This is a genomic window from Thalassobaculum sp., assembly GCF_965223715.1.
Lineage (GTDB): Bacteria > Pseudomonadota > Alphaproteobacteria > Thalassobaculales > Thalassobaculaceae > Thalassobaculum.
On record NZ_OZ245012.1, the window covers coordinates 4,369,886 to 4,390,739 of the forward strand.

Sequence of the window (20,854 nt, forward strand, 5' to 3'; positions counted from 1 at the left end):
TCGCTCGAGAAGCCGGGGTCAGTCGAGGCGGGTGATCCGTCCCTCCACGCCGGTGGAGACCGTGCCGCGGGTCTCGACATAGTCGATCACCTGTCCGGCCAGCAGGCCGCCGGAGATGCCGTCGATCAGCACCTTGGCCTGGCGCAGCATGCCGTAGCCGTCGCCGCCGCTGCCGACATAGTCGTTGGTCGCTAGCGTGTAGGTGGCGTTGTCGTCCAGCGGCTTGCCGCCGACCGTCACCTCCGTGATGCGGGAGCCGACCGGTTTGGAGGCATCGAAGGAGAAGGTCAGGCCGGAGACCTGCGGGAACCGCCCCTGCCCGTCCTCCACGCCGCTCACCCCGTGTTCCAGGGCCTCGCGCAGCACCGCGCCGGTAAGCTCCAGCTTGACGGTCGAATTGCCGAACGGCAGCTCGGTCAGGATGGTCTTGCGGGTCAGTTCCGTTCCGGCCGGATAGACCGTATCGCCCCGGATGCCGCCGCCATTCGCAAGGCCGATATCGGCCCCGGTGGCGGTCCGGCTCGCATCGGCGACCAGGTTGCCGAAGGCGGTCTCCTGGGACCGGATCGCCGCCCGGCGGGTATCCATTTCCACCGCCGTCTTGCCGATCACCTGGCCCAGGCCCTGGTCGAGGGCCGCCGCATAGGCATCGACCTGCTGCTGAACCGTCGGGTCGGGCGTGGCGCCGCCGGTTGCGATCAGGTCGAAGGTCGGGGTCCACACCACGGCCATCTTGCCGCGCTTCTCGACCTTGTCGAGGGTGATGGTGGTCTTGGCGATGAACTCGCCCTCCGCACCGCCGCCGACCAGCATGTCGCGGCCGTCGTAGTAGATGCGGGCCACTTCGTCATGGCCGCCCAGCACCAGATCGACATCCTTGACCAGCCGGGTCAGTTCACGATCCGGGCCCTCGCCGGCATGGCTCAGCGCGATGATGAAGTCGGCGCCAAGCTCTTTCAGCGCGCCGACCGCGGAGGTCGCGGCCTCGGTGTAGTCGGCGAAGGCGACGCCGGGACCCGGGCTGGCGAGGAAGGTGGTGTCCGGCGTGGTCAGGCCGAACAGCCCGATCTTGTAGCCGTTCATGTCGATGATCTGCGGCCCCTGAACACCGGGGAACGGCTGGCCGTCCAGGGTGACGTTGCTGGAAATCCAGGCGAAGTCGGATTCCGCCACCCGGGCCTTGAGCACCTCGTCGCCGAGATCGAACTCGTGGTTGCCGAGGGTCGCGTACTGGATGCCGACCATCTCGGCCAGCGCGATCATGTGCGCGCCCTTGTCGATGCCGCTCATCAGCGACGGCGAGATCATGTCGCCACCGTAGGTGACCAGCGGGAACGCCCCTTCGGCCTTGGCCGCGCTCTTCTCCTGGGCGATCACGGCGGCGACCTTGCCGGCGTTGTCCATCTTGTCCCAGTCGTTGAAGTGCAGGATCACGAGTTTCAGCGGCTCGGCGGCCGCGGGTCCGGCCAGCGTGACGACAGCCACGAGCGCGAACGCAAATGTGCGCAGGAAGGAGAACATCATCGACTCCATCGATCAGCGGAAGGCGGAAGAACCTGACGGTAACAGTACTGTAACACGCCGATCGGACCAACACGCCTTGGCGGGCGATTCTAGCCCATGGGTGTGACCGTTTGGGTGCAGACGCCGCCACCCCGCCGTCGTCCTGACGCAAGTCAGGACCAAGCCGCGATGCCGATGCAGGGTCGGAGCCTGGGGAGGTGCAGGATGCTTGATCCTGATTTGCATCAGGATGACGGGAGGGGGTACAGGGCCGCCTACCGCGTCACGCTCGCGCCGCTTTGGGTGAACAGGATCTTGCGTTCGGCGTCGTCCGGTGGGGCGGAGCGGCGGAATTCCTTCCCCAAGTCGACCGCCCGCTGCACCGCCGGCCGGTCCTTGATGGCCGCCCGCCAGCGGGTCACGTTGGGATAGGCCTCCAGGGACGCGCCGAGCGGCTTGGCGATCAGCACCCAGGGCCAGCAGATCATGTCGGCGATGCTGTACTCGCTGCCGACGATCCACTCGCGACCCTCCAGCCGACGCTCCAGCACCGCCACGCAGCGGTCGTATTCGTTCAGGTACCGGGTCTTGGCGTAGGGCACGTCCTCCGGCGCGTAGTTGACGAAATGGCTGAGCTGCCCAGCCATCGGTCCCTGGTTGCCGGTCTGCCAGAACAGCCATTCCAGCACCTCCTTCTCGCCGCGAGGGTCGCTCGGAATGAACCGCCCGGTCTTGCGCGCCAAGTAGTGCAGGATGGCGCCGGACTCGAAGACCGGTATCGGGTTGCCGTCCACATCATGGTCGACGATGGCCGGCATCCGGTTGTTCGGGCTGATCGCCAGGAACTCGGGCTTGAACTGGTCGCCCTTGGAGATGTTCAGCGGGATCAGATTGTAGTCGATCCCCAACTCTTCCAGCAGGATCGCCACCTTCCAGCCGTTCGGGGTGGGCCAGTAGTAGAAGTCGATCATGCCGCGTCCTCCTCCTTCGTGCCGGCCACCCCGTCGGCGCGCAGGGCGGCGATCTCGGCTGCCGTGAACCCGGCCGAGGCCAGCATCGCGTCGGTATCCGCCCCCAGCAGCGGGGCGCCATGGGACAGGTCCGGCGTGCTGACCGAGAAGGTCGCCGCGGGGCGCGCCTGGCGGACCCGTCCCGCCTGGGGATGGTCGAGCTCGACCACGATGCCGGTCGCCTGGATCTGCGGGTGGGTGATCATGTCGGACCGGGTCAACACCGGCGCGCAGGGCACGTCATGGGCCTCCAGCCGCTCCAGCCAATGGGCCGAGCTGTCGGTGGCGATCACGCTCTGGGTCAGGGTCAGCCGGTCGTCGATGTTCTCGTGCCGCAGCGCCGGGGTGAGGAAGCGCGGGTCCTCCAGCCATTCCGGCCGCTCAAGCGCGGCGGTCAGCGATTTCCACTGCTTGTCGGTGTTCACCGCCACGGTGATGTAGCCGTCGGTGGTCTCGTAGATCAGGTCGATGAAGCTGGCGGCCTTCTCCTGCGGGAACTCGCCGCCGACGAAGGTCTGGCTGCCCATGTCGGAGTGCCACAGGAAGTCGATCACGCTGTCCAGCATGGAGACCTTCACGTGCTGCCCCTCGCCCGAGCGCTCGCGCTTCAGCAGGGCGGCGGTGATCGCCTGGGCCGAGGTGTAGCCGGTCAGCTTGTCGGGGATGATGGTGCGCACCAGCCGGGGCCGGGCGTCGTCCGACCCGCCCTGGATCGAGGTGAGGCCGGACAGCGCCTGGACCAGCGGGTCGTAGACCGGTTTGTCGGCATAGGGACCGGTATCGCCGAAACCGCTGATCGAGCAGTAGACGATGGACGGGTTCACCGCCCGCACTGCCGTCTCGCCGAGGCCCATGCGGTCGGTCACGCCGGGGCGGAAGTTCTGCACGAAGGCGTCGGCCGTGGCCGCCAGCTTCAGCACCGCCTCCACACCGCGCGGGTCCTTCAGGTTCAGGGCGACCGACTTCTTGGATCGGTTGTTATTCAGGAAGGAAGCGGAGAAGCCGCCCTGGCGGTTGGCCATGGCCCGGGTGAAGTCGCCGCCGGCCGGGTGCTCGATCTTGATCACCTCCGCCCCCTGGTCGGCGAGCAGCATGGTGCCGAGCGGGCCGGAGACCACGCTGGTCAGATCGATGATGCGGAAACCCTCAAGCGGTCCGGCCATGAACGAGCTCTCCCCCGGTTGGCGCCGTGCGTGGATGCAAGGTCGTGCTCGGCGGGGCGGAGTCAACCACCGCGGGGCGGGGACGGGTACCGAGAAGCTGCGGAAGAGCTTTTCGCGATTTGGAACGAATGCGAGGGGCTATTGCGGCTGTTTCGGCACGGCGGCGGTCATCGCCCGTCGAAGGAGATGGTCTTCACCAGGGCGACGACCGGGGCACCGGGGCTGAGGCCCAGATCGTCCACAGACTCCCGGGTGACCCGGGACCGCAGACGGACGCCGTCGGCGATCTCCACCAGGGTCTCCGCATAAGGCGCCTCCTCGGACGCGGCGATCTCGACGATCCGGCCGCTGAGACGGTTGCGGATGCTGATGCCCTCCGGCGGCCGGGTCGCCAGGGCGACGTCCCGCGCGCGGATCCGCAGACGGACGCGGTCGCCGACGGGCACCTCGACGCGCGGGATGGAGACCGGCTGCCCGGCAAGGTCCAGTCGGGTGAGCCGGTAGCCGGCATCATGGCCGGTCACGGTCGCGGTTAGCAGGACGCCGGCCTCGAACCGGCCGGTGGCCGGCTCCAGGTCGAGCCTTTCCAGGATCGGGCCGACCGCGCCCTCGGCGATCACCCGGCCGGCGGAGAGCACCACCATCCGGTCGGCCAGCCGCGCCACCTCGGCGAGGTCGTGGCTGACATAGATCGCCGGGATCGGCAGGGCGTCGTGCAGCCGCTCGAAGGTCGCCAGGATGTCGGCCCGCGAGGCCTCGTCCAGGGCCGACAGCGGCTCGTCCATCAGCAGCAGGCGCGGCGCCGACAGCAGCGCCCGGCCGATGGCGACCCGCTGGCGCTCGCCGCCGGACAGGCGCTCCGGCCCGCGCTCCAGCAGCCGCTCCAGGCCGAGCAGCGCGACCGCCTCGTCGAAGCCCATGACCGGCGGCTGCCCGGCTGACCGGCGGGCACCGTAGAGCAGGTTGCGCCGCACCGAGAGATGCGGGAACAGGCTCGCCTCCTGGAACACGTAGCCGATCGGGCGCCGGTGGGGCGGCAGGTGCCGGCCGGCGGCATCGTCCTGCCAGGTCTCGCCGCCCACCGTCAGCCGGCCGGACAGGCGGGCGAGCCCGGCCATCGCCCGCAGGATCGTCGTCTTGCCCGAGCCCGAGGGGCCGAACAGGGCGGTGATGCCCCGCATCGGGGCGGTGAAGGCGGCGTCCAGGGCGAAGCCGCCCAGGGTGCCGGCGAAGCGCGCCTCGATCTGATCGGAGGTCGGGGTCACGGCCGCGCCCTCCCGATCCGCTTCTCCAGCAGCAGCATCGCCAGGATCACGGCGAAGGCGAAGACCACCATGCCGCCCGCCAGCAGATGCGCCTCGGCCCAACGCAGGGTCTCCACATAGTCATAGATCGCGATCGACAGGACACGTGTCTCGCCGGGGATGTTGCCGCCGATCATCAGGATCACGCCGAACTCGCCCATGGTATGGGCGAAGCCCAGCACCGCGCCGGTCAGGAACCCGCGTCGGGCCAGCGGCACCGCCACGCTCCAGAACCGGTCCCAGGGGCCCGCGCGCAGGGTGGCGGCGACCTCCAGCGGCCGGTCGCCCATCGCCTCGAAGGCGTTGCGGACCGGCTGCACGACGAAGGGCAGGGAATAGACAACCGACCCGATCACCAGCCCGGTGAAGGTGAAGGCGAGCGACCGTGCCCCGCCGAGGGACGCGAGCCACCCGCCCGGCCCGTCCGGTCCGAGCAGAATGAGAAGATAGAAGCCGAGCACGGTCGGCGGCAGCACCAGGGGCAGGGCGACCACCGCCGCCACCGCCTCCTTCCACCGGGCGGTGGAGCGGGCCAGCCACCAGGCGATCGGCGTGGCGATCACCAGCAGCACCAGGGTCGTCACCGCCGCCAGGATCAGGGTCAAGCGGACCGGGGACCAGAGCTCGGCCAGGTCGGGCATGGGCGCTCCCGTCATTCAACCGGGGTGACGTTCCCGGGGTCAGGTTCCCCGGGTCAGTTTCCTGGGGCGTACCCGTATTTCTCCAGAACCGCCAGGGTCTGCGGACTTCTCAGGAAGGCCATGAAGGCGAGGGCGGCGTCCCGGTCGGCCGCCGATTTCAGCAGCACCGCGTCCTGGGCGATCGGGTCGTGCAGGTGGTCCGGCACCATCCAGCGCGACCCGTCCTCATGAAGGGCGACCTGCGACGCGGCGACGAAGCCGAGCCGCGCGTTGCCGGTGGCGACGAACTGATAGGTCTGGGCGATGCTCGTTCCCTGGACCATCTCCCCCTCGAACCGGTCGCGCTTGCCGAGATGGGTCAGCACCTGCAGGGCCGCCGCGCCATAGGGGGCGGTCTGCGGATTGGCGATGGCGAGCTTGCCGAGACCCTCCGCGTCCAGGGTCTCAGGTCCGGTGACCAGACCGGGCTCGCGGCTGTACAGGGCGAGCCGCCCCTTGGCGTAGGTGAAGATCTGGTCGGGGTCGCCCAGACCCTCGGTCACGGCGCGGCGCGGCCGCTCCTGGTCGGCGGCGAGGAACACGTCGAACGGTGCACCCCCGGCGATCTGGGTGAAGATCTGGCCGGTGGAGGCGAAGCTGAGCACGGCCTGGTGGCCGGTGGCGGTCTCGAAGGCGGCGCCGATCTCCTTGGCCGCATCGGTGAAGTTGGCGGCGACCGCGACCCGGACCTCTCCGGCGCGGGCGGCGGTGCCGGAGACCGCAAGGAGCAGGGCGACAAGGGCGATCTGGAACAGGCGGGCCGGGACGGTCATCGCTTTTCCGATATGTTCATTGAAACATATCGGGACGGTCTCATGTCGGAGAAGCCCGGTCAACTGCGGTTCGCCGGCAGACCTCAGCTCTTCTGGTCGGCGAGCAGGGTCTGCAGCGCCTCCAGCTCGGTCTTCGTAGCGGCGGCGGCCTGATCCTCCATACGGCGATAGAGATCGAGCACGCTCTGGCCGAGCTCGGTCAGCTCCGCCCCGCCCCGGGCCGAACCGCCGCGCGAGGTGGTGACAAGCGGGGCGCCGAAATCCTCCTTCATGCCTTCCACCAAGCCCCAGGCGCGCTTGTAGCTCATGCCGAGGCGGCGGCCGGCGGCGGCGATGGACCCGGTCTCGACGACGCCTTGAAGCAGGTCGGCCTTGCCGGGGCCGACGGCGACGTTCGGGGCGATGACCACCCTGAGGCGGGGGCCGAGTGTCTTGTTCCAGGGACGCATGGCGAGAGCTTACCCGCTCTCCGGCGGCTTGGGCAGCGCGGCGTGAATACGTCGCCCCGATGCTCCGGAAGGTAATAATAAATCCTTTATAACCATGAAGATGGATCAGATATTTTAAAAAGTCTTTCCACCAACGCGCGGATTTCCTAGTGTTTCCGACATCGCACCGTCGGCAGCAGAACAGGCGGGCGGGTTCGCAGGACCGGCAAACGGCCGCGAACCGACATACGGAACGAAGCTAAGGGAGGCAGTTCCATGATCATCACGCGCAAGCATCTGCGCACCATGACCGCTGCGGTCGTCGGTGTCGCGGCCCTGGGTCTGGCGGCCGGCGCCGAGGCCAAGGTCGAAGGCGACACGATCGTTCTCGGTGCGGCGATCTCGCTGACCGGGAAATACGCGACCAACGGCGTGCACGCCCAGAAGGGTTACGATTTCGCGGTCGACAAGATCAACGACAACGGCGGCGTGACCGTCGACGGCAAGAGCTACAAGCTGAAGGTCGTCTACTACGACGACGAGTCCACCCCGGCCCGCGGCGCGGAGTTGGCGGAGCGGCTGATCAACCAGGACGGCGTCAAGTTCATGCTCGGCCCGTACAGCTCCGGTCTGACCAAGGCGATCGCGCCGGTGACCGAGAAGTACAAGATCCCGATGGTCGAGGCGGAGGGCGCGTCGCGGTCGCTGTTCACCCAGGGCTACAAGTACATGTTCGCGGTGCTCTCCACCTCCGAGCAGTATCTGGCCAGCGCCATCGCGCTCGCCGCAGAGGTGGCCGAGAAGCAGGGCAAGAAGCCGTCCGACATCAAGATCGCCATGGCGTTCGAGAACGATCCGTTCTCGCTCGACGTGAGGGCCGGCGTGGTCGATGACGCCAAGAAGTACGACATGAACATCGTCATCGACGACAAGCTGCCCCGCGACCTGTCCGACATGACCTCGACCCTGACCAAGGTGAAGGCGCTCAAGCCGGACCTGCTGGTGGTCTCCGGTCACTCCAAGGGTGCCGCGACCGCCGCCCGGCAGATCCAGGAGCTGAAGATCGACGTGCCGATGGTGGCGATGACCCACTGCGAGGCCGCCGACATCACCGCCAAGTTCGGGCCCGGCCCGACCGAGGGCATCCTGTGCCCGACCCAGTGGTCCGAGACCCTGGCCTATGAGGACGACCTGATGGGCACGGCGGCGCAGTACAACTCGGACTTCCAGAAGGCCTATCCCGAGTACTCGACGGTGCCGTACCAGACCGCCATGGCCAGCATGGCCGTGCAGGTGTGGGCCGACGCCTTCGAGCGGGCCAATTCCTTCGACACCGAGACGCTGCGCGACACGCTGGCGGCCACCGACATGCAGACCTTCGCCGGCGGCGTGAAGTTCTCGGAGGCCGGCAACAACATCGCCAAGCCGATGGTGCTGCGCCAGATCCAGGACGGCGAATACCTGGTGGTCGCGCCGACCAAATGGGCGGCGGCCGAGCTGCGCTACCCGCGGCAGCCGGAATACTGATCGCGACCTGACCGGCGACGGCGGGAGGACACCCGTTCTCCCGCCGTTCGTCTTGCCGTGAACCGGGGCCGCCGGTCCGCGTGAGGCCCAGCCTTCGTGCAGAGCCCGCGCCGCCGTCTCCGGAACTGGAGCGAGCACATGATCGACAATCTCCTTCTCCTGACCCAGGTGCCGATCCTCGTCGTCGACCTGGTGATCCAGGGGCTGTTCATCGGCGCCATCTTCGCGCTGGTCGCCTATGGCCTCGCCCTGGTCTGGGGCGTGATGAACGTGAAGAACCTGGCCCAGGGCGACATGGTCATCCTCGGCGGGTATCTGGGCTATCAGGCCACCCTGTGGGGCTATCACCCGATCATCGCCCTGCCGGTGGCGATCGTCGTCATGTTCATGCTCGGCTGGGCGATCTACGCGGTGATCATCCGCCGGGTGGTCGACCGCGACATGTTCACCTCGCTGCTCGCCACCTTCGGCCTCAGTCTGCTGATCCAGCAGATCCTGAACCTGATCTACGGCCCGGAGGTGAAGGTCGCCGATGCCGGCTTCGGCGATTTCGAGCTCGGCTCCTTCATCGTTATCCAGAACGTCCGGCTCTACAGCCTGCTGATGGCGGCCGCCCTGGCGCTGGCCATTGTGTTGTTCATGAAGAAGTCGCGCATGGGCCAGGCGATCCGCGCCACCGCCCAGGACGCCCGGGCCGCCCGGGTCCTGGGGATCGACACCGACCAGGTCTACGCCTTTACCTATGCCCTGAACGCCGCGATCTGCGGGGCGGCCGGGGTGCTGGTGGCGATGATCTGGGTGATCCAGCCCTATTACGGGATCGTCTACTCGATCCGCGCCTTCATCATCGTGACGGCCGCCGGCCTCGGCAATCTGCCGGGGGTGATCCTGACCGGCTTCGGCCTCGGGGTCTGGGAGAACGTGGCCGGCTTCGTGTTCGGCGCCGAGTTCGCGGTCGCTGCCGTCGTCCTCATGCTGGTGGCGGTGCTGATGTACCGCCTGATCCAGCTCTACCGCGTGCGCCAGGTGGTCCGATGAACTCGTCGCGTTCCCTCGATCTGAAGATCTATGCGGCTCTGATCGCGGTCGCCGTCCTGGTCCCGTTCTTCGCCCAGGACTACATCCAGACCGTCGCGGTCATGTGGCTGATGATCCTGATGGCGGTGACCTGGGACGTCACCGGCGGCCAGATGGGCTACAACTCGCTCGGCAACGTGGTGTTCTTCGGCATCGGCATGTACGCCTCGGCGATCGTGCAGATCGCCCAGTTCAGCGACGTCGCCGACTACACCGCGTCGTTCGGGGCCATCGTGGTCGACTTCACGCCCGGCCAGTACTTCACCGGCCTCGGGCTCGGCCTGGTGGCCGGCGGGATCGCCGCCTCGATCTTCGCCCTGATCATCGGGCCGGCCATGCTCGGCCTGCGCGGGCCGTATTTCGCGATCGGCACCCTGGGCCTTGCCATCGCGGTCGCCGAGCTGGTGTCGGGCTGGGAGTATGTGGGCGGCGGCGGCGGCATCTCCATGCCAGTCTATCCCGGACCGCCGACCGCCGGACCCTTCACCTTCTACGTCCTGCTCGGCCTGCTCGTGCTGGCGTGTCACCTGTTCGTGCGCTGGCTCTACTCGACCCAGTTCGGCCTCGCCATCAACGCCATCCGCGACGACGAGGACAAGGCGGAGGCGATGGGCATCCACACCAACCGCTACAAGACCATCGCCTGGGCCATCGCCGCCTTCTTCATGGGCGTGGGCGGGGCGATCTTCGGCAACATGTCCGGATTCATCGAGCCGCTGGAGGTGGCGTTCCCGACCACCACCTTCGGCATCTTCATGGTCGCCATGGCGCTGCTGGGCGGCAAGGGGACGCTCTGGGGGCCGGTGCTGGGTGCGGTGCTGTTCCATATCGTCAAGCAGGTCACCTGGACCTACCTGCTCGGCTGGCAGTGGGTGGCGCTGGGCGCGATCATCATCATCAACATCGTCTACTTCCAGCAGGGCATCCTCGGCTGGGCCCAGGACAAATGGCCGGAGGCTTTCGGGCTGACGGTCGACAGGAGCGGGGCGGCGCGTCCGGCCGCCGGGGAGGCTGCGGAATGACGGATGCGACCCCCAACGTTATCGAGGTCCGCGGCGTCTCCAAATCCTATGGCGGCGTGCAGGCCAATACCGACATCTCCATCGATGTGCCGGACGGAAGGATCACCGGGCTGATCGGGCCGAACGGCTCCGGCAAAACGACCCTGTTCAACTCGATCGTCGGCTATCACCCGATCGACAGCGGCTCGATCCGGTTCCAGGGCCGGGAGATCTCCAAGCTGCGGGTACCCGACATCGCCCGGCTCGGCATGCTGCGCACGTTCCAGCAGACCCGGATCTATTCGAAGATGAATTGCATGGACAACATGCAGATCTCGGTCAGCCACCGGGACAGCTCGCCGTTCTCCATCTTCGCCCTGCGCGACCGCGGCGAGATCGTCGAGGAGGCCGAGCGGCTGCTGGAGTTCGTCGGGCTCTACGAGAAGCGGTTCCTCATCTCCGGCGATCTCAGCTTCGGCCAGCAGAAGCTGCTGGAATTCGCCATGGCGCTGATGAACCGACCCAAGGTGCTGCTGCTGGACGAGCCGACCGCCGGCATCAACCCGACGCTGATCAACGGCCTGATCGACCGGCTGAAGCGGGCCAACGAGGAGCTCGGCGTCACCCTGTTCGTCATCGAGCACAACATGCGGGTGATCATGAACCTGGCCGGAAAGATCTCCTGCCTCGCCCATGGGGAGCTGCTCGCCACTGGCACGCCCGACGAGCTGCAGAACGACCCGCGCGTGGTCGACGCCTATCTGGGAGCGCATTGATGAGCGATCAGACCCCCACGGCGGCCGAGGCCGCGGCCCGGCGCACCCGCGGCTACGGCAGCGGCGATGTCTCCACCGTCATCTCGGTGGAGGACGTGGTCAGGCAGGCCCAGGCGATCGCTGAGGAGGGGCCGAGCGTCGCGGCTCTGGACGCCATGTGCGCCGGCGAGCCCTTCGTGGAGATCAACGACCTGCGCGCCGGCTACGGCAAGATGCAGATCCTGCACGACTTCAACCTGCGGGTCGGCAAGGGCCAGTCGCTCTGCCTGATCGGCCCGAACGGAGCGGGCAAGTCGACGGTCCTGCACTCGATCTTCGGCTTCACCAACATCTTTTCCGGCTCGATCGTGGTCGGTGGCAGCGATGTCACGCGTCTCAGCCCGCAGCAGAAGCTCCGGTCGGCCGGGATCGCCTATATCCTGCAGGACAAGTCTGTCTTCCCCGGCATGACCGTGGAGGAGAACCTGCTGATGGGCGGGTTCCTGAAGGACAAGCCGGCCGAGGCCAAGGCGGCCGCTGAGCGGGTGTTCGACAAGTACGACCGCCTCGCCGCCCGGCGCAACAAGCCGGCCGGCGTGCTGTCCGGCGGCGAACGGCGGCTGCTGGAGATCAGCCGGGCCCTGGTCATGGAACCCGAGGTCCTGCTGGTGGACGAGCCGTCCATCGGCCTTGAGCCCCGCTTCATCGACATGGTGTTCGAGATCCTGGGCGACCTGCAGCGGGTCGACGGCAAGACCATCGTCATGGTCGAGCAGAACGCCAAGAAGGGCCTGGAATTCGCCGATCTCGGCTATGTCCTGGTCTCCGGCGAGACCGCCCTGGCCGGGCCGGGCACGGAGCTGCTGGAGAACCCGGAAGTCGGCCGCTTGTTCCTGGGCGGCTGACCCCACGCCACGACCGGATGCGAAGAAAGCGCGGCCTGTCTGTTCGCGAGGCTGGACAGCGTGCCGATCAGGATTGTATACAAAGTTATACAAGCATTTTGACCTAAGGCCCGGCCAATCGCGGGCCGGGCGCGTCGGCGCCGCAGAAGGAGAGGAAGTCATGGCTGAATGGGATGTCGTCGTCGTCGGTGCCGGTAACGCCGCACTCTGCGCTGCCCTGTCGGCGCGCGAGTCCGGGGCCTCGGTCCTGGTGCTGGAGCGCGCGCATGAGGACGAAGGCGGTGGCAACACCCGCTTCACCGCCGGGGCCATCCGCACGGTCTATAACGGCGTCGACGACCTGCGCGCCCTGATGCCGGACATCACCGACGAGGAAGTGGCGATCACCGATTTCGGCACCTACACCGCCGACCAGTTCTTCGACGACATGTTCCGGGTCACCCAGTACCGCTGCAACCCGGACCTGGCCGAGACCCTGATCACCTCGTCCTACGACACGCTGATGTGGATGAAGGGCAAGGGTGTGCGCTTCCAGCCGATCTGGGGCCGTCAGGCGTTCAAGGTCGATGGCAAGTTCAAGTTCTGGGGCGGCCTGACCGTGGAGGCGTGGGGCGGCGGGCCCGGCCTGGTCGAGGCCCTGTGGGCGGCGGCCAAGAAGAACGGCATCGAGATCCGCTATTCCACCCGCGCGCTGTCGCTGGAATACGACGACGTGCGCGTCACCGGCGTGAAGGTGAAGGGGCCGAACGGCGTGGAGACGATCTCCGCCAAGGCGGTGGTCCTGGCCAGCGGCGGCTTCGAGGCCAACCCGGAATGGCGGACCCGCTACATGGGTCCGGGCTGGGAACTGGCGAAGGTGCGTGGCACCCGCTTCAACACCGGCGATGGCATCCGCATGGCGCTCGACATCGGCGCCTGCCCCTACGGCAACTGGTCCGGCGGCCACGCGGTCGGCTGGGACTTCAACGCGCCGGAATTCGGCGACCTGGCGGTCGGCGACAACTTCCAGAAGCACTCCTATCCGTTCTCGATCATGGTCAATGCCGATGGCAAGCGCTTCGTCGACGAGGGGGCGGACTTCCGCAACTACACCTACGCCAAGTACGGCCGGGTGATTCTGAACCAGCCGGGCCAGATGGCGTGGCAGATCTTCGACCAGCAGACCGTCCACCTGCAGCGCGACGAGTACCGCATCCGCCAGGTGACCAAGGTCACCGGCGAGACCCTGGAGGAACTGGCCGGCAAGCTGGAGGGCGTGAACAAGGACGCCTTCCTGGCCGAGGTGAAGGCCTATAACGACGCGGTCCAGACCGATGTGGAGTTCAACCCGAACGTCAAGGACGGCCGGGGAACGAAAGGCCTGTCGGTGCCGAAGTCGAACTGGGCGGTCCGGATCGAGCAGGGGCCGTTCGAGGCCTATCAGGTCACCTGCGGCATCACCTTTACCTTCGGCGGGCTGCGGATCGACGACCGCGGCCAGGTGGTGGACGTGGACCTGAACCCGATTCCCGGCCTGTACGCCGCCGGCGAGCTGGTCGGCGGGCTGTTCTACTTCAACTACCCGGGCGGCACCGGCCTCATGTCCGGCGCGGTGTTCGGCAAGCTCGCCGGGGCCGGGGCCGGAGAGGAGGCAACTTCGGGTCGTGCGAACGCCGCGGAGTAGGGCATACTCCCGCCATGGCGCGGGGTCCGAAAAAGCCTGATCGAGCAGGCAAAGCGCCCGGCGGCGGTACCGCTGCCGGGCCGTCGATTGCCGAATCGCGGGGCGAGTGGGCCTACCACCGCCTGCGGCAGGCGATTCAGGCTGGCGAGCTGAAGCCGGGCGAACGTATCCGCGAGATCGAGATGGCGAAGCGGCTGGAGGTCAGCCGCACGCCCGTGCGCGAGGCGCTGCGGCGCCTGGAGGCGGACGGGCTGCTCACCTTCGTGCCCTATCGCGGCATGGTCATCGCCGAACTGGATCACCAAGCGGTGATGGAACTCTACCAGATGCGCGAGGTGCTGGAGGGCACGGCCGCCGGGCTCGCGGCCCGCCACGCCTCGGAGGCGGAGATCACCCTGCTGCGCGACCTGATCGCCGCCGATCCGGGCGACGGCGATCCTCGGGCACTGGCGGCCCATAACCGGCAGTTCCACGGGACCCTGTATAGGGCGGCGCATAACCGCTACCTGCTGAAGACCCTGAACGTGCTGAGCGACGCGATGGCGCTGCTGGGCATGACCACCCTGTCGCTGACCGGCCGCTCAGGCACGGCGCGGCAGGAGCACCAGGAGGTGCTGGAGGCGATCGAGGCGCGGGACCAGGCCCGGGCCGAGGCGGCGGCCCGCTACCACATCCGCGAGGCCCAGCGGGCCCGCCTGCGGCTGATGTTCGACGGCCAGAAGACCAAGGTCGAGGCCGAGTAGCAGACCCCCCAAAAGAAAACGGCCCGGGAAGGATCCGCGGGCCGTATTCCGTGTCGTGTCTGAGTGCCCCGACGGGCCGCTCCGTTACTGGAGGCGGGTCGGGATCTCCTCGATGGCGTCGGCGACCAGCTTCTTCTGGGTCGCGGCGTCCATGTTGTCCTCGATCAGGCGCCGGGTCGCGGCGACGGCGAGGTCGACCATCTGAGCCCGGACCTCCTGCAGCGCCTTGGCCTCGGCGGCCTGGATCTTCTCCATGGCGACCTGCTCGCGGCGGGCGAGGGACTGCTCCAGCTTCGCCTCGGCCTCCTCGCGCATCCGCACGGCCTCGCTCTTGGCGTGCTCCAGGATGGCCTCGGCCTCCTGCAGGGCGTCGCGCTGGCGGCGCTGGTAGTCCGCCTTCGCGGCCTGGGCCTCCTCGCGGAGCGCCTGGGCCTCGTCGAGCTTGCGCTTGATCTCCTCGGCCCGCTTGTCGAGGCCGGCGACGATCGGGCGCCAGCCCTTCCAGTAGGCGAGGGCCAGGAACAGGACAAAGGAGACGGCAACCCAGAATGTCGGATCGCTGAACATCAGGCGCCTCCCTGCATCGCGGCCTCGACCGCCTTGCCGACCTTGGCGTCGCTCACCTTGATGCCGGTCAGCTTCACCGTCGCCTCGGCGGCGGCTTCGCTGGCCACGGACTTCAGGCTCTCCAGAGCCTCGGTACGCTGCTCGGCGATACGGGCCTCGGCGGCCTTGGTGGTCTCGGCGGTCTTCTTGGCGGCCTCGGCCTCGGCCGTGGCGTGGGACGCGGCGATCTCGTCCATGGCCTTGCGGACAAGGTCATGGGCCTGGGACCGGGCGTCGGCGACAGCCTTCTCGTACTCGGCCTTCACCGCTTCCGCCTCGCCGCGCAGGCGGTCGGCGGTCTCGATGTCGTCCTCGATCCGCTCCTGCCGCTCTTCCAGCACGTCGGCGATGCGCGGAATCGCGACCTTCGACATGATGACGTAGAGCAGGATAAAGCTGACGAACAGCCAGAAGATCTGGGTCGGGTAGGTCGTGGCATCGAGCTGCGGCAGACCGCCGCCTCCGCCACCATGGGCGTCCGTCTGCGCCCAGGACGGCACGGCTGCAACCGCCATGGCGGCTGCGAGGCCGATGCGCCGAGACCAGCGGGTCACGCTGTTGGCGATCATGTCGTCATCCTCCTGACGGGGGTCGAGGGTGCCGGCCCAATGGCAGGCACCCGAACCGGATCAGGTGAACAGGATGAGGAACGCGATCAGCAGCGCGAACAGCGCGACGGCTTCCGTCAGGGCGAAGCCCAGAATGCCGATGCCGAAGACTTCGCCGCGGGCCGCCGGGTTACGGGCGATCGAAGCGATCAGGGTCGAGAAGATGTTGCCGATACCGACACCGACGCCCATCAGGGCGATGACGGCAAGACCGGCTCCGATCATCTTGGCGGCTTCGAGTTCCATGGGTCTTATCCTTCCGTTCGTTGGGAGGTTAGAGGCTGGGTTGATGTCTCGCGACGGGACCGATCAGTGCAGATGGATCGCGTCGTAGAGATAGATGCAGGTGAGGATCGTGAACACATAGGCCTGCAGCACGGCGACGAGGATCTCGAAGCCGGTCAGGGCGACCAGGACCAGCAGCGGTGCCACGCCGAACACCCCGAGGGCGACGACGAAGCCGCCGAACACCTTCATCATGGTGTGGCCGGCCATCATGTTCGCGAACAGTCGCACCGACAGGCTCACCGGGCGCGACAGGTAGGACAGGATCTCGATCGGGATCAGCAGCGGGGCCATGTAGACCGGCGCGCCCGACGGGAAGAAGAACGTGAAGAAGTGGAAGCCGTGCTTGATCAGCGCGACGATCGTGATCGCCACGAAGATCGTGATCGCCATGGCGAAGGTCACGATGATCTGGCTGGTGAAGGTGTAGCTGTACGGGATCATGCCCAGCAGGTTGCCGACCAGGATGAACATGAACAGCGAGAAGATGAACGGGAAATACGGCCGGCCTTCCGGACCGACATTCTCGCGCACCATGTTGGCGATGAACTCGTAGGACAGCTCCGCCAGCGACTGGATCCGCGTCGGGACCAGGTGGCGACCGCTCATCGACTGGGTCAGGAACACGCCGACCACGAAGGTCGCCAGGATCATGAACAGAGCCGAATTGGTGAAGGAGATGTCCATGCCCGCGACATGGAGCTCCGGGCCAATGGTCTTGATCTGGAACTGCTCGACCGGAGACGCCACCTGCTACCCCTCTTTGTTTCCGCCGTCCGGCGATCCGCCGTCCGATTGCTGCGACCCTTTCGGGCCAACCCCATCCTGGTCCTTGGTGTAGCCCACCGACAGACCCTGACCGGTGGCCGCGCGGTAGACGTTCATCATCCCGCCCGCGGCCCCAAGAAAGAAGAACACGATCAACATCCAGGGTGTAGTCCCCAGCCATTGATCGAGCCCGTATCCAATCGCCGCCCCCACCACGACACCGGCCACCAGCTCGACGCCGACGCGGAAGGCGATACCGATCGCGCTTTTCGGCAGACCCGGCTCCAGATCCTTGTTCAGCGACCCTTTCCCGCCGCCTCGCGCCCGCTTGACGCGGTCGGCAAGGCTGTCGAGCGAAGGAGGGGAGTTCTTGTCGTCCATTCCCCAGACCCGGAAGACGGGCTCCGCTTACGGTTGATCCGGACCCCGGCGCACCCATGGACGCGACGAATCCCGTGCTTGCCGGACCCCCAGCGAAGCGGCGCCACCATACGCAGGGGCCTGTGGGGTGTCAAGGCCGCGACCGCACTGCGAAACGTCTGGCAAGCAATTGATTATAAATAAAAAATCTGACGGCTGTTTTCAGCCGGCGTCGCGCAGCCGCTCCGCGCGGGCCAGATCGACGGAGACGAGCTGGCTGACGCCCCGTTCCGCCATGGTCACGCCGAACAACCGGTCCATGCGCGCCATGGTCATGCGGTGGTGGGTGATCACCAGGAACCGGGTGCCGGTCTCCTTCACGATGTCCTGCAGCAGCGAGCAGAACCGGTCGACGTTGGTGTCGTCCAGCGGCGCGTCCACCTCGTCCAGCACGCAGATCGGCGAGGGGTTGGTCAGGAACACCGCGAAGACCAGGGCGGCCGCGGTCAGCGCCTGCTCGCCGCCGGACAGCAGGGACAGGTGCTGCATCTTCTTGCCCGGCGGGCTGGCCATGATCTCCAGCCCGGCCTCCAGCGGGTCGTCGGCCTCGGTCAGCTTCAGATGCGCCTCGCCGCCGCCGAACAGCCGCCGGAACAGGGTCTGGAAATGGCCGTTCACCAGGTTGAAGGCGGCCAGCAGCCGCTCGCGGCCTTCCTTGTTAAGGGCAGCGATGGCACTGCGCAGCCGCTGGATCGCGCCGATCAGGTCGTCGCGCTCGCGTTCCATGCCCTCGATCTGCTCGGTCAGTTCCTCCAGCTCGGTCTCGGCCCGCAGGTTGACCGGGCCCAGCGCCTCGCGCTCGCCGGTCAGCCGGTCGAGGCTCCGCTGGGTCTGTTCCGCGTCGGGCAGGGGAGCTTCGGGATCGATGCCGGCCCTGGCCAGGATCTCGTCCGGCGCGCAGTCCAGTCGCTCCTGGATCCGCTCGCGCTCGACCCGCAGGGTCTGGTTGATCTGCTCGAGCTGGGATTCGGCCCGGATCAGCGCCTCGCGGGCCTCGCCGGCATTGCGTTCGGCTTCCTTGGCCACCCGGTCCAGCTCGGTCTGGCGGCTCTCGGCGGAGACCAGGGCGTCGGCCGCCTGCCGGCGCTTGGCCTCGGCGGTCTCGATCAGGGCGACGACCTTCTCGCGCTCGGCCGCGATCTCTTCCGGCCGCGAGGCGAGGCGGGCGATCTCCGCCTCCTCGCCCTGGCGGCGGGTGTCGAGATCCGTAAGGCGCGTGTCGGCCCGCTCGCGCCGCTGCTCCCAGGACCGGATCTCGCCCTCGGTGCCGGACAGCCGGGTGCGCCGCGCCTCGGCCTCGCGGACCAGCCGGTCATGCTCGGTGCGGGCCTCCACCAGTTCGGCGCGGCGTTCGGACAGGGCGGCCCGCAGCCGGGCGGATTCCGCACGGAGGGCCTCCACGTCCGGCAGGGTCTTCAGTTCCTCGGCCGCCTGACTCTGGGTGGCGACCGCCTCCTCGCGTTCGCTCGCAAGCCGGGCCGCACCGTCGTCCAGGGCGGCCAGCTTGGTGTCGACGGCGGCGACCCGGGATTCGATCTCGGCGGCGGCCGATTTCGCCTTGGACAGGGCGTCGGAGGCGGCGTTGCGGGCGCGGCGGGCGGTCTCCACCGCCTCCTCTGCCTCGGCCAGTTTCTCAGCGGCGTGTTCGGCTTGCGACCGGGAGACATCCAAAGCGCCCCGCCGCTCGGCGAGCTGGCGGTCGAGGTCGGTCAGGCGGTTGCGCCGCTCCAGGCGGATGGCGGCGGCACTGGGCGCGCCCGGGGTTTGCACGAACCCGTCCCAGCGCCACATGCCGCCCTCGCGGGTCACGATCCGCATCCCGGGGGCCAGCGAGGTCTGGGCCGCGGCGGCGGCGGCCGGGTCGGCGGCGATCCCGGTGCGGGCGAGACGGGCGGCGAGGGCTGCGGGAGCGGTCACCTGCGGGGCGAGCGGCTCGATCCCGGCCGGCCAGTCCGCTGCGGAGGCATCGGCGCCTTCGCGCCAGCCGCCGGTGGTCGGCGACGCGCTGGCGTCGAGGGCCGGGGCCTCCAGGTCGTCGCCCAGCGCTGCACCCAGGGCGGTCTCGTAGCCGGGCGCCACGGTGACGTCGTCGACGATGGGGGCTGCGTCGCTCTTGGCCTGCATCAGCAGGCGGCGCAGGCCGGTCGCCTCCGTATCGAGCTCGGAGACGGCCGCTTCCAGCTCCCGGGCGGCGGCGCGGGCGGCCTTCTCCGCCTCCTGGGCGGCGTCGCGTGCCTCCTGGGCCGCCGGGATGCCGGCCTCGGCCGCTTCCGCCGCGGTCGCGGCTTCCGTCACCGCCTGGTCGGCGGCGGTGCGTTCCTCCTCCGGCACGGCCTGGCGGATCAGGTCGGCCCGGCGTTCGGCGAGGTCGGCCTGCTGGCGGTCGAGCCGGGCGATCCGCTCCTCCGCCTGGCGAAGCTGGCGCTCCAGGGCGGCGCGGCGGGCATCGGCGACGGCGATGGCCTCGGTGGTCTTGTGGACCGCCTCCTCGGCCTCCTCGGCGTCGCGGTTCGCCTTGGTCAGGGCGGCACCGCTGGCCTCCTGCGCCTCCGCCTCACCCTCGCCGGCGGCGACCAGGGCGTCGCGCTCGCCGATCAGCCGGGCCAGCGAGGACGCGGCCTCCTCCACCAGGGTCTTCTCGCGGGCCACGTCGTCGGCGATCTGGCGCAGGCGGGTCTCCGCCTCGCTGCGGGCGGTGGCGATCCGCCGCTCCTCGGCGTCCAGCTCGCTGCGGGTGACGGTCAGGTGCTGCAGCTCGGCCGAGGCCTCCGCCTCGCTCTGGCGCAGGCCGGGCAGGCTGGCGGCCGAATCGGTCTGGGCCGCGCTGGCGGCGGCGGCTTCCTGGGTGAGCGCCGTCACCTTGTCACGGGCGGCGGCCAGCGCGGCACCGGCCTTGCGCCGTTCCTCCATGGTGTGGGTCCAGCGGGCATGCAGCACGATGGACTCGGCCTGGCGGATCTTCTCGCTCAGCTCGCGATAGCGCTGGGCCTGCCGTGCCTGCCGGCGCAGGGCGGCACGCTGGCCCTCCAGGGCCTTCAGCACGTCGTCCAGCCGTTCCAGGTTCTGCTCGGCCGCGCGCAGCCGCAGCTCCGCCTCGTGCCGGCGGGTATGCAGGCCGCGGATATTGGCGGCCTCCTCCAGCAGGGCGCGGCGGTCCGACGCCTTGGCCTGGACGATGCTGCCGATCTTGCCCTGGCTGACCAGACCGGCGGAGCGCGCGCCGGTGGCCGCGTCGGCGAACAGGAGCTGGACGTCGCGCGCCCGGACGTCCTTGCCGTTCACCCGGTAATGGGAGCCCTTCTCGCGCTCGATCCGGCGGACCACCTCCAGCTCGTCGGCCGAATTGAACTGGGCGGGGGCCCGGCGGTCGTCATTGGCGACGTACAGCCCGACCTCGGCCATGTTGCGGGCCGGGCGCTGCTCGGTGCCGCCGAAGATCACGTCGTCCATGCCGCCGCCGCGCATCTGTTTGGCGGAGGTCTCGCCCATGACCCAGCGCAGGGCCTCGACAAGGTTGGACTTGCCGCAGCCGTTCGGACCCACCACGCCGGTCAGCCCTTCCTCGATGAGCAGCTCGGTCGGCTCGACGAAGGACTTGAACCCGGTCAGACGCAGTTTGCTGAAATGCACCGTGG

The 20,854-nt window shown here is 68.4% G+C and carries 20 protein-coding genes; 7 read left to right on the forward strand and 13 right to left on the reverse strand.

What is annotated here, in order from left to right; genetic code table 11:
* Positions 1-18 precede the first annotated feature (18 nt).
* The 7 genes from ACOQOP_RS20180 to ACOQOP_RS20210 form a co-directional block, all read right to left on the reverse strand.
* A complete protein-coding gene (locus ACOQOP_RS20180) occupies positions 19-1,521 on the reverse strand; it encodes a bifunctional metallophosphatase/5'-nucleotidase (protein WP_420563612.1) in 1,503 nt (500 codons plus the stop codon).
* Positions 1,522-1,778: 257 nt separating this feature from the next.
* Positions 1,779-2,474, reverse strand: coding sequence for a glutathione S-transferase N-terminal domain-containing protein (locus ACOQOP_RS20185; protein ID WP_420563613.1), 696 nt, complete (start codon positions 2,472-2,474; stop codon positions 1,779-1,781).
* Complete coding sequence (locus ACOQOP_RS20190) at positions 2,471-3,676, reverse strand: CaiB/BaiF CoA transferase family protein (RefSeq protein WP_420563614.1); 1,206 nt, start codon at positions 3,674-3,676, stop codon at positions 2,471-2,473. Before ACOQOP_RS20190 ends, ACOQOP_RS20185 begins: the two co-directional genes overlap by 4 nt.
* Positions 3,677-3,843: 167 nt before the next feature.
* Positions 3,844-4,941 (reverse strand): molybdenum ABC transporter ATP-binding protein, encoded by a 1,098-nt coding sequence (gene modC, locus ACOQOP_RS20195; protein ID WP_420563615.1) that lies wholly within the window; start codon positions 4,939-4,941, stop codon positions 3,844-3,846.
* Complete coding sequence (modB, locus tag ACOQOP_RS20200) at positions 4,938-5,621, reverse strand: molybdate ABC transporter permease subunit (protein WP_420563616.1); 684 nt, start codon at positions 5,619-5,621, stop codon at positions 4,938-4,940. Before modB ends, modC begins: the two co-directional genes overlap by 4 nt.
* Before the next feature lie 53 nt (positions 5,622-5,674).
* Positions 5,675-6,433 carry a molybdate ABC transporter substrate-binding protein gene (gene modA / locus ACOQOP_RS20205; protein ID WP_420563617.1) on the reverse strand — a complete coding sequence of 253 codons (759 nt, stop codon included), beginning with the start codon at positions 6,431-6,433 and terminating at the stop codon, positions 5,675-5,677.
* Between the two features lie 83 nt (positions 6,434-6,516).
* Positions 6,517-6,882, reverse strand: coding sequence for a winged helix-turn-helix domain-containing protein (locus ACOQOP_RS20210; RefSeq protein ID WP_420563618.1), 366 nt, complete (start codon positions 6,880-6,882; stop codon positions 6,517-6,519).
* 255 nt (positions 6,883-7,137) lie between these two features.
* On the opposite strand from ACOQOP_RS20210, the gene ACOQOP_RS20215 reads away from it, so the two are divergent.
* The 7 genes from ACOQOP_RS20215 (at position 7,138) to ACOQOP_RS20245 (ending at position 14,532) form a co-directional block, all read left to right on the forward strand.
* Positions 7,138-8,388, forward strand: a complete 1,251-nt coding sequence (locus tag ACOQOP_RS20215) for an amino acid ABC transporter substrate-binding protein (RefSeq protein WP_420563619.1) — start codon at positions 7,138-7,140, stop codon at positions 8,386-8,388.
* 138 nt (positions 8,389-8,526) lie between these two features.
* Positions 8,527-9,426 (forward strand): branched-chain amino acid ABC transporter permease, encoded by a 900-nt coding sequence (locus ACOQOP_RS20220; RefSeq protein ID WP_420563620.1) that lies wholly within the window; start codon positions 8,527-8,529, stop codon positions 9,424-9,426.
* Positions 9,423-10,487 carry a branched-chain amino acid ABC transporter permease gene (locus ACOQOP_RS20225; RefSeq protein WP_420563621.1) on the forward strand — a complete coding sequence of 355 codons (1,065 nt, stop codon included), beginning with the start codon at positions 9,423-9,425 and terminating at the stop codon, positions 10,485-10,487. The genes ACOQOP_RS20220 and ACOQOP_RS20225 overlap by 4 nt, the downstream gene beginning before the upstream one ends.
* Positions 10,484-11,242, forward strand: a complete 759-nt coding sequence (locus ACOQOP_RS20230) for an ABC transporter ATP-binding protein (RefSeq protein ID WP_420563622.1) — start codon at positions 10,484-10,486, stop codon at positions 11,240-11,242. Before ACOQOP_RS20225 ends, ACOQOP_RS20230 begins: the two co-directional genes overlap by 4 nt.
* Positions 11,242-12,126 carry an ABC transporter ATP-binding protein gene (locus tag ACOQOP_RS20235; RefSeq protein ID WP_420563623.1) on the forward strand — a complete coding sequence of 295 codons (885 nt, stop codon included), beginning with the start codon at positions 11,242-11,244 and terminating at the stop codon, positions 12,124-12,126. The genes ACOQOP_RS20230 and ACOQOP_RS20235 overlap by 1 nt, the downstream gene beginning before the upstream one ends.
* Before the next feature lie 160 nt (positions 12,127-12,286).
* Positions 12,287-13,789: an FAD-dependent tricarballylate dehydrogenase TcuA gene (gene tcuA / locus ACOQOP_RS20240; RefSeq protein WP_420563624.1), complete on the forward strand. Its 1,503-nt coding sequence runs from the start codon at positions 12,287-12,289 to the stop codon at positions 13,787-13,789.
* A gap of 86 nt (positions 13,790-13,875) precedes the next feature.
* Positions 13,876-14,532: a GntR family transcriptional regulator gene (locus ACOQOP_RS20245; protein ID WP_420566553.1), complete on the forward strand. Its 657-nt coding sequence runs from the start codon at positions 13,876-13,878 to the stop codon at positions 14,530-14,532.
* Positions 14,533-14,616: 84 nt separating this feature from the next.
* On the opposite strand, the gene atpF is transcribed toward ACOQOP_RS20245, so the two are convergent.
* From atpF to ACOQOP_RS20275, 6 genes are all read right to left on the reverse strand, one after another.
* Positions 14,617-15,099 carry a F0F1 ATP synthase subunit B gene (atpF, locus tag ACOQOP_RS20250; protein WP_420563625.1) on the reverse strand — a complete coding sequence of 161 codons (483 nt, stop codon included), beginning with the start codon at positions 15,097-15,099 and terminating at the stop codon, positions 14,617-14,619.
* Positions 15,099-15,707: a F0F1 ATP synthase subunit B' gene (locus ACOQOP_RS20255; protein WP_420563626.1), complete on the reverse strand. Its 609-nt coding sequence runs from the start codon at positions 15,705-15,707 to the stop codon at positions 15,099-15,101. The genes atpF and ACOQOP_RS20255 overlap by 1 nt, the downstream gene beginning before the upstream one ends.
* Before the next feature lie 60 nt (positions 15,708-15,767).
* Entirely contained in the window at positions 15,768-15,992 is a 225-nt protein-coding gene (locus tag ACOQOP_RS20260; RefSeq protein WP_028795788.1) for an ATP synthase subunit C family protein, read from the reverse strand.
* A gap of 63 nt (positions 15,993-16,055) precedes the next feature.
* A complete protein-coding gene (locus tag ACOQOP_RS20265; RefSeq protein WP_028795787.1) occupies positions 16,056-16,781 on the reverse strand; it encodes a F0F1 ATP synthase subunit A in 726 nt (241 codons plus the stop codon).
* A gap of 3 nt (positions 16,782-16,784) precedes the next feature.
* Complete coding sequence (locus tag ACOQOP_RS20270) at positions 16,785-17,180, reverse strand: AtpZ/AtpI family protein (RefSeq protein ID WP_420563627.1); 396 nt, start codon at positions 17,178-17,180, stop codon at positions 16,785-16,787.
* 201 nt (positions 17,181-17,381) lie between these two features.
* Positions 17,382-20,849, reverse strand: coding sequence for an AAA family ATPase (locus tag ACOQOP_RS20275; protein ID WP_420563628.1), 3,468 nt, complete (start codon positions 20,847-20,849; stop codon positions 17,382-17,384).
* Positions 20,850-20,854 lie beyond the last annotated feature (5 nt).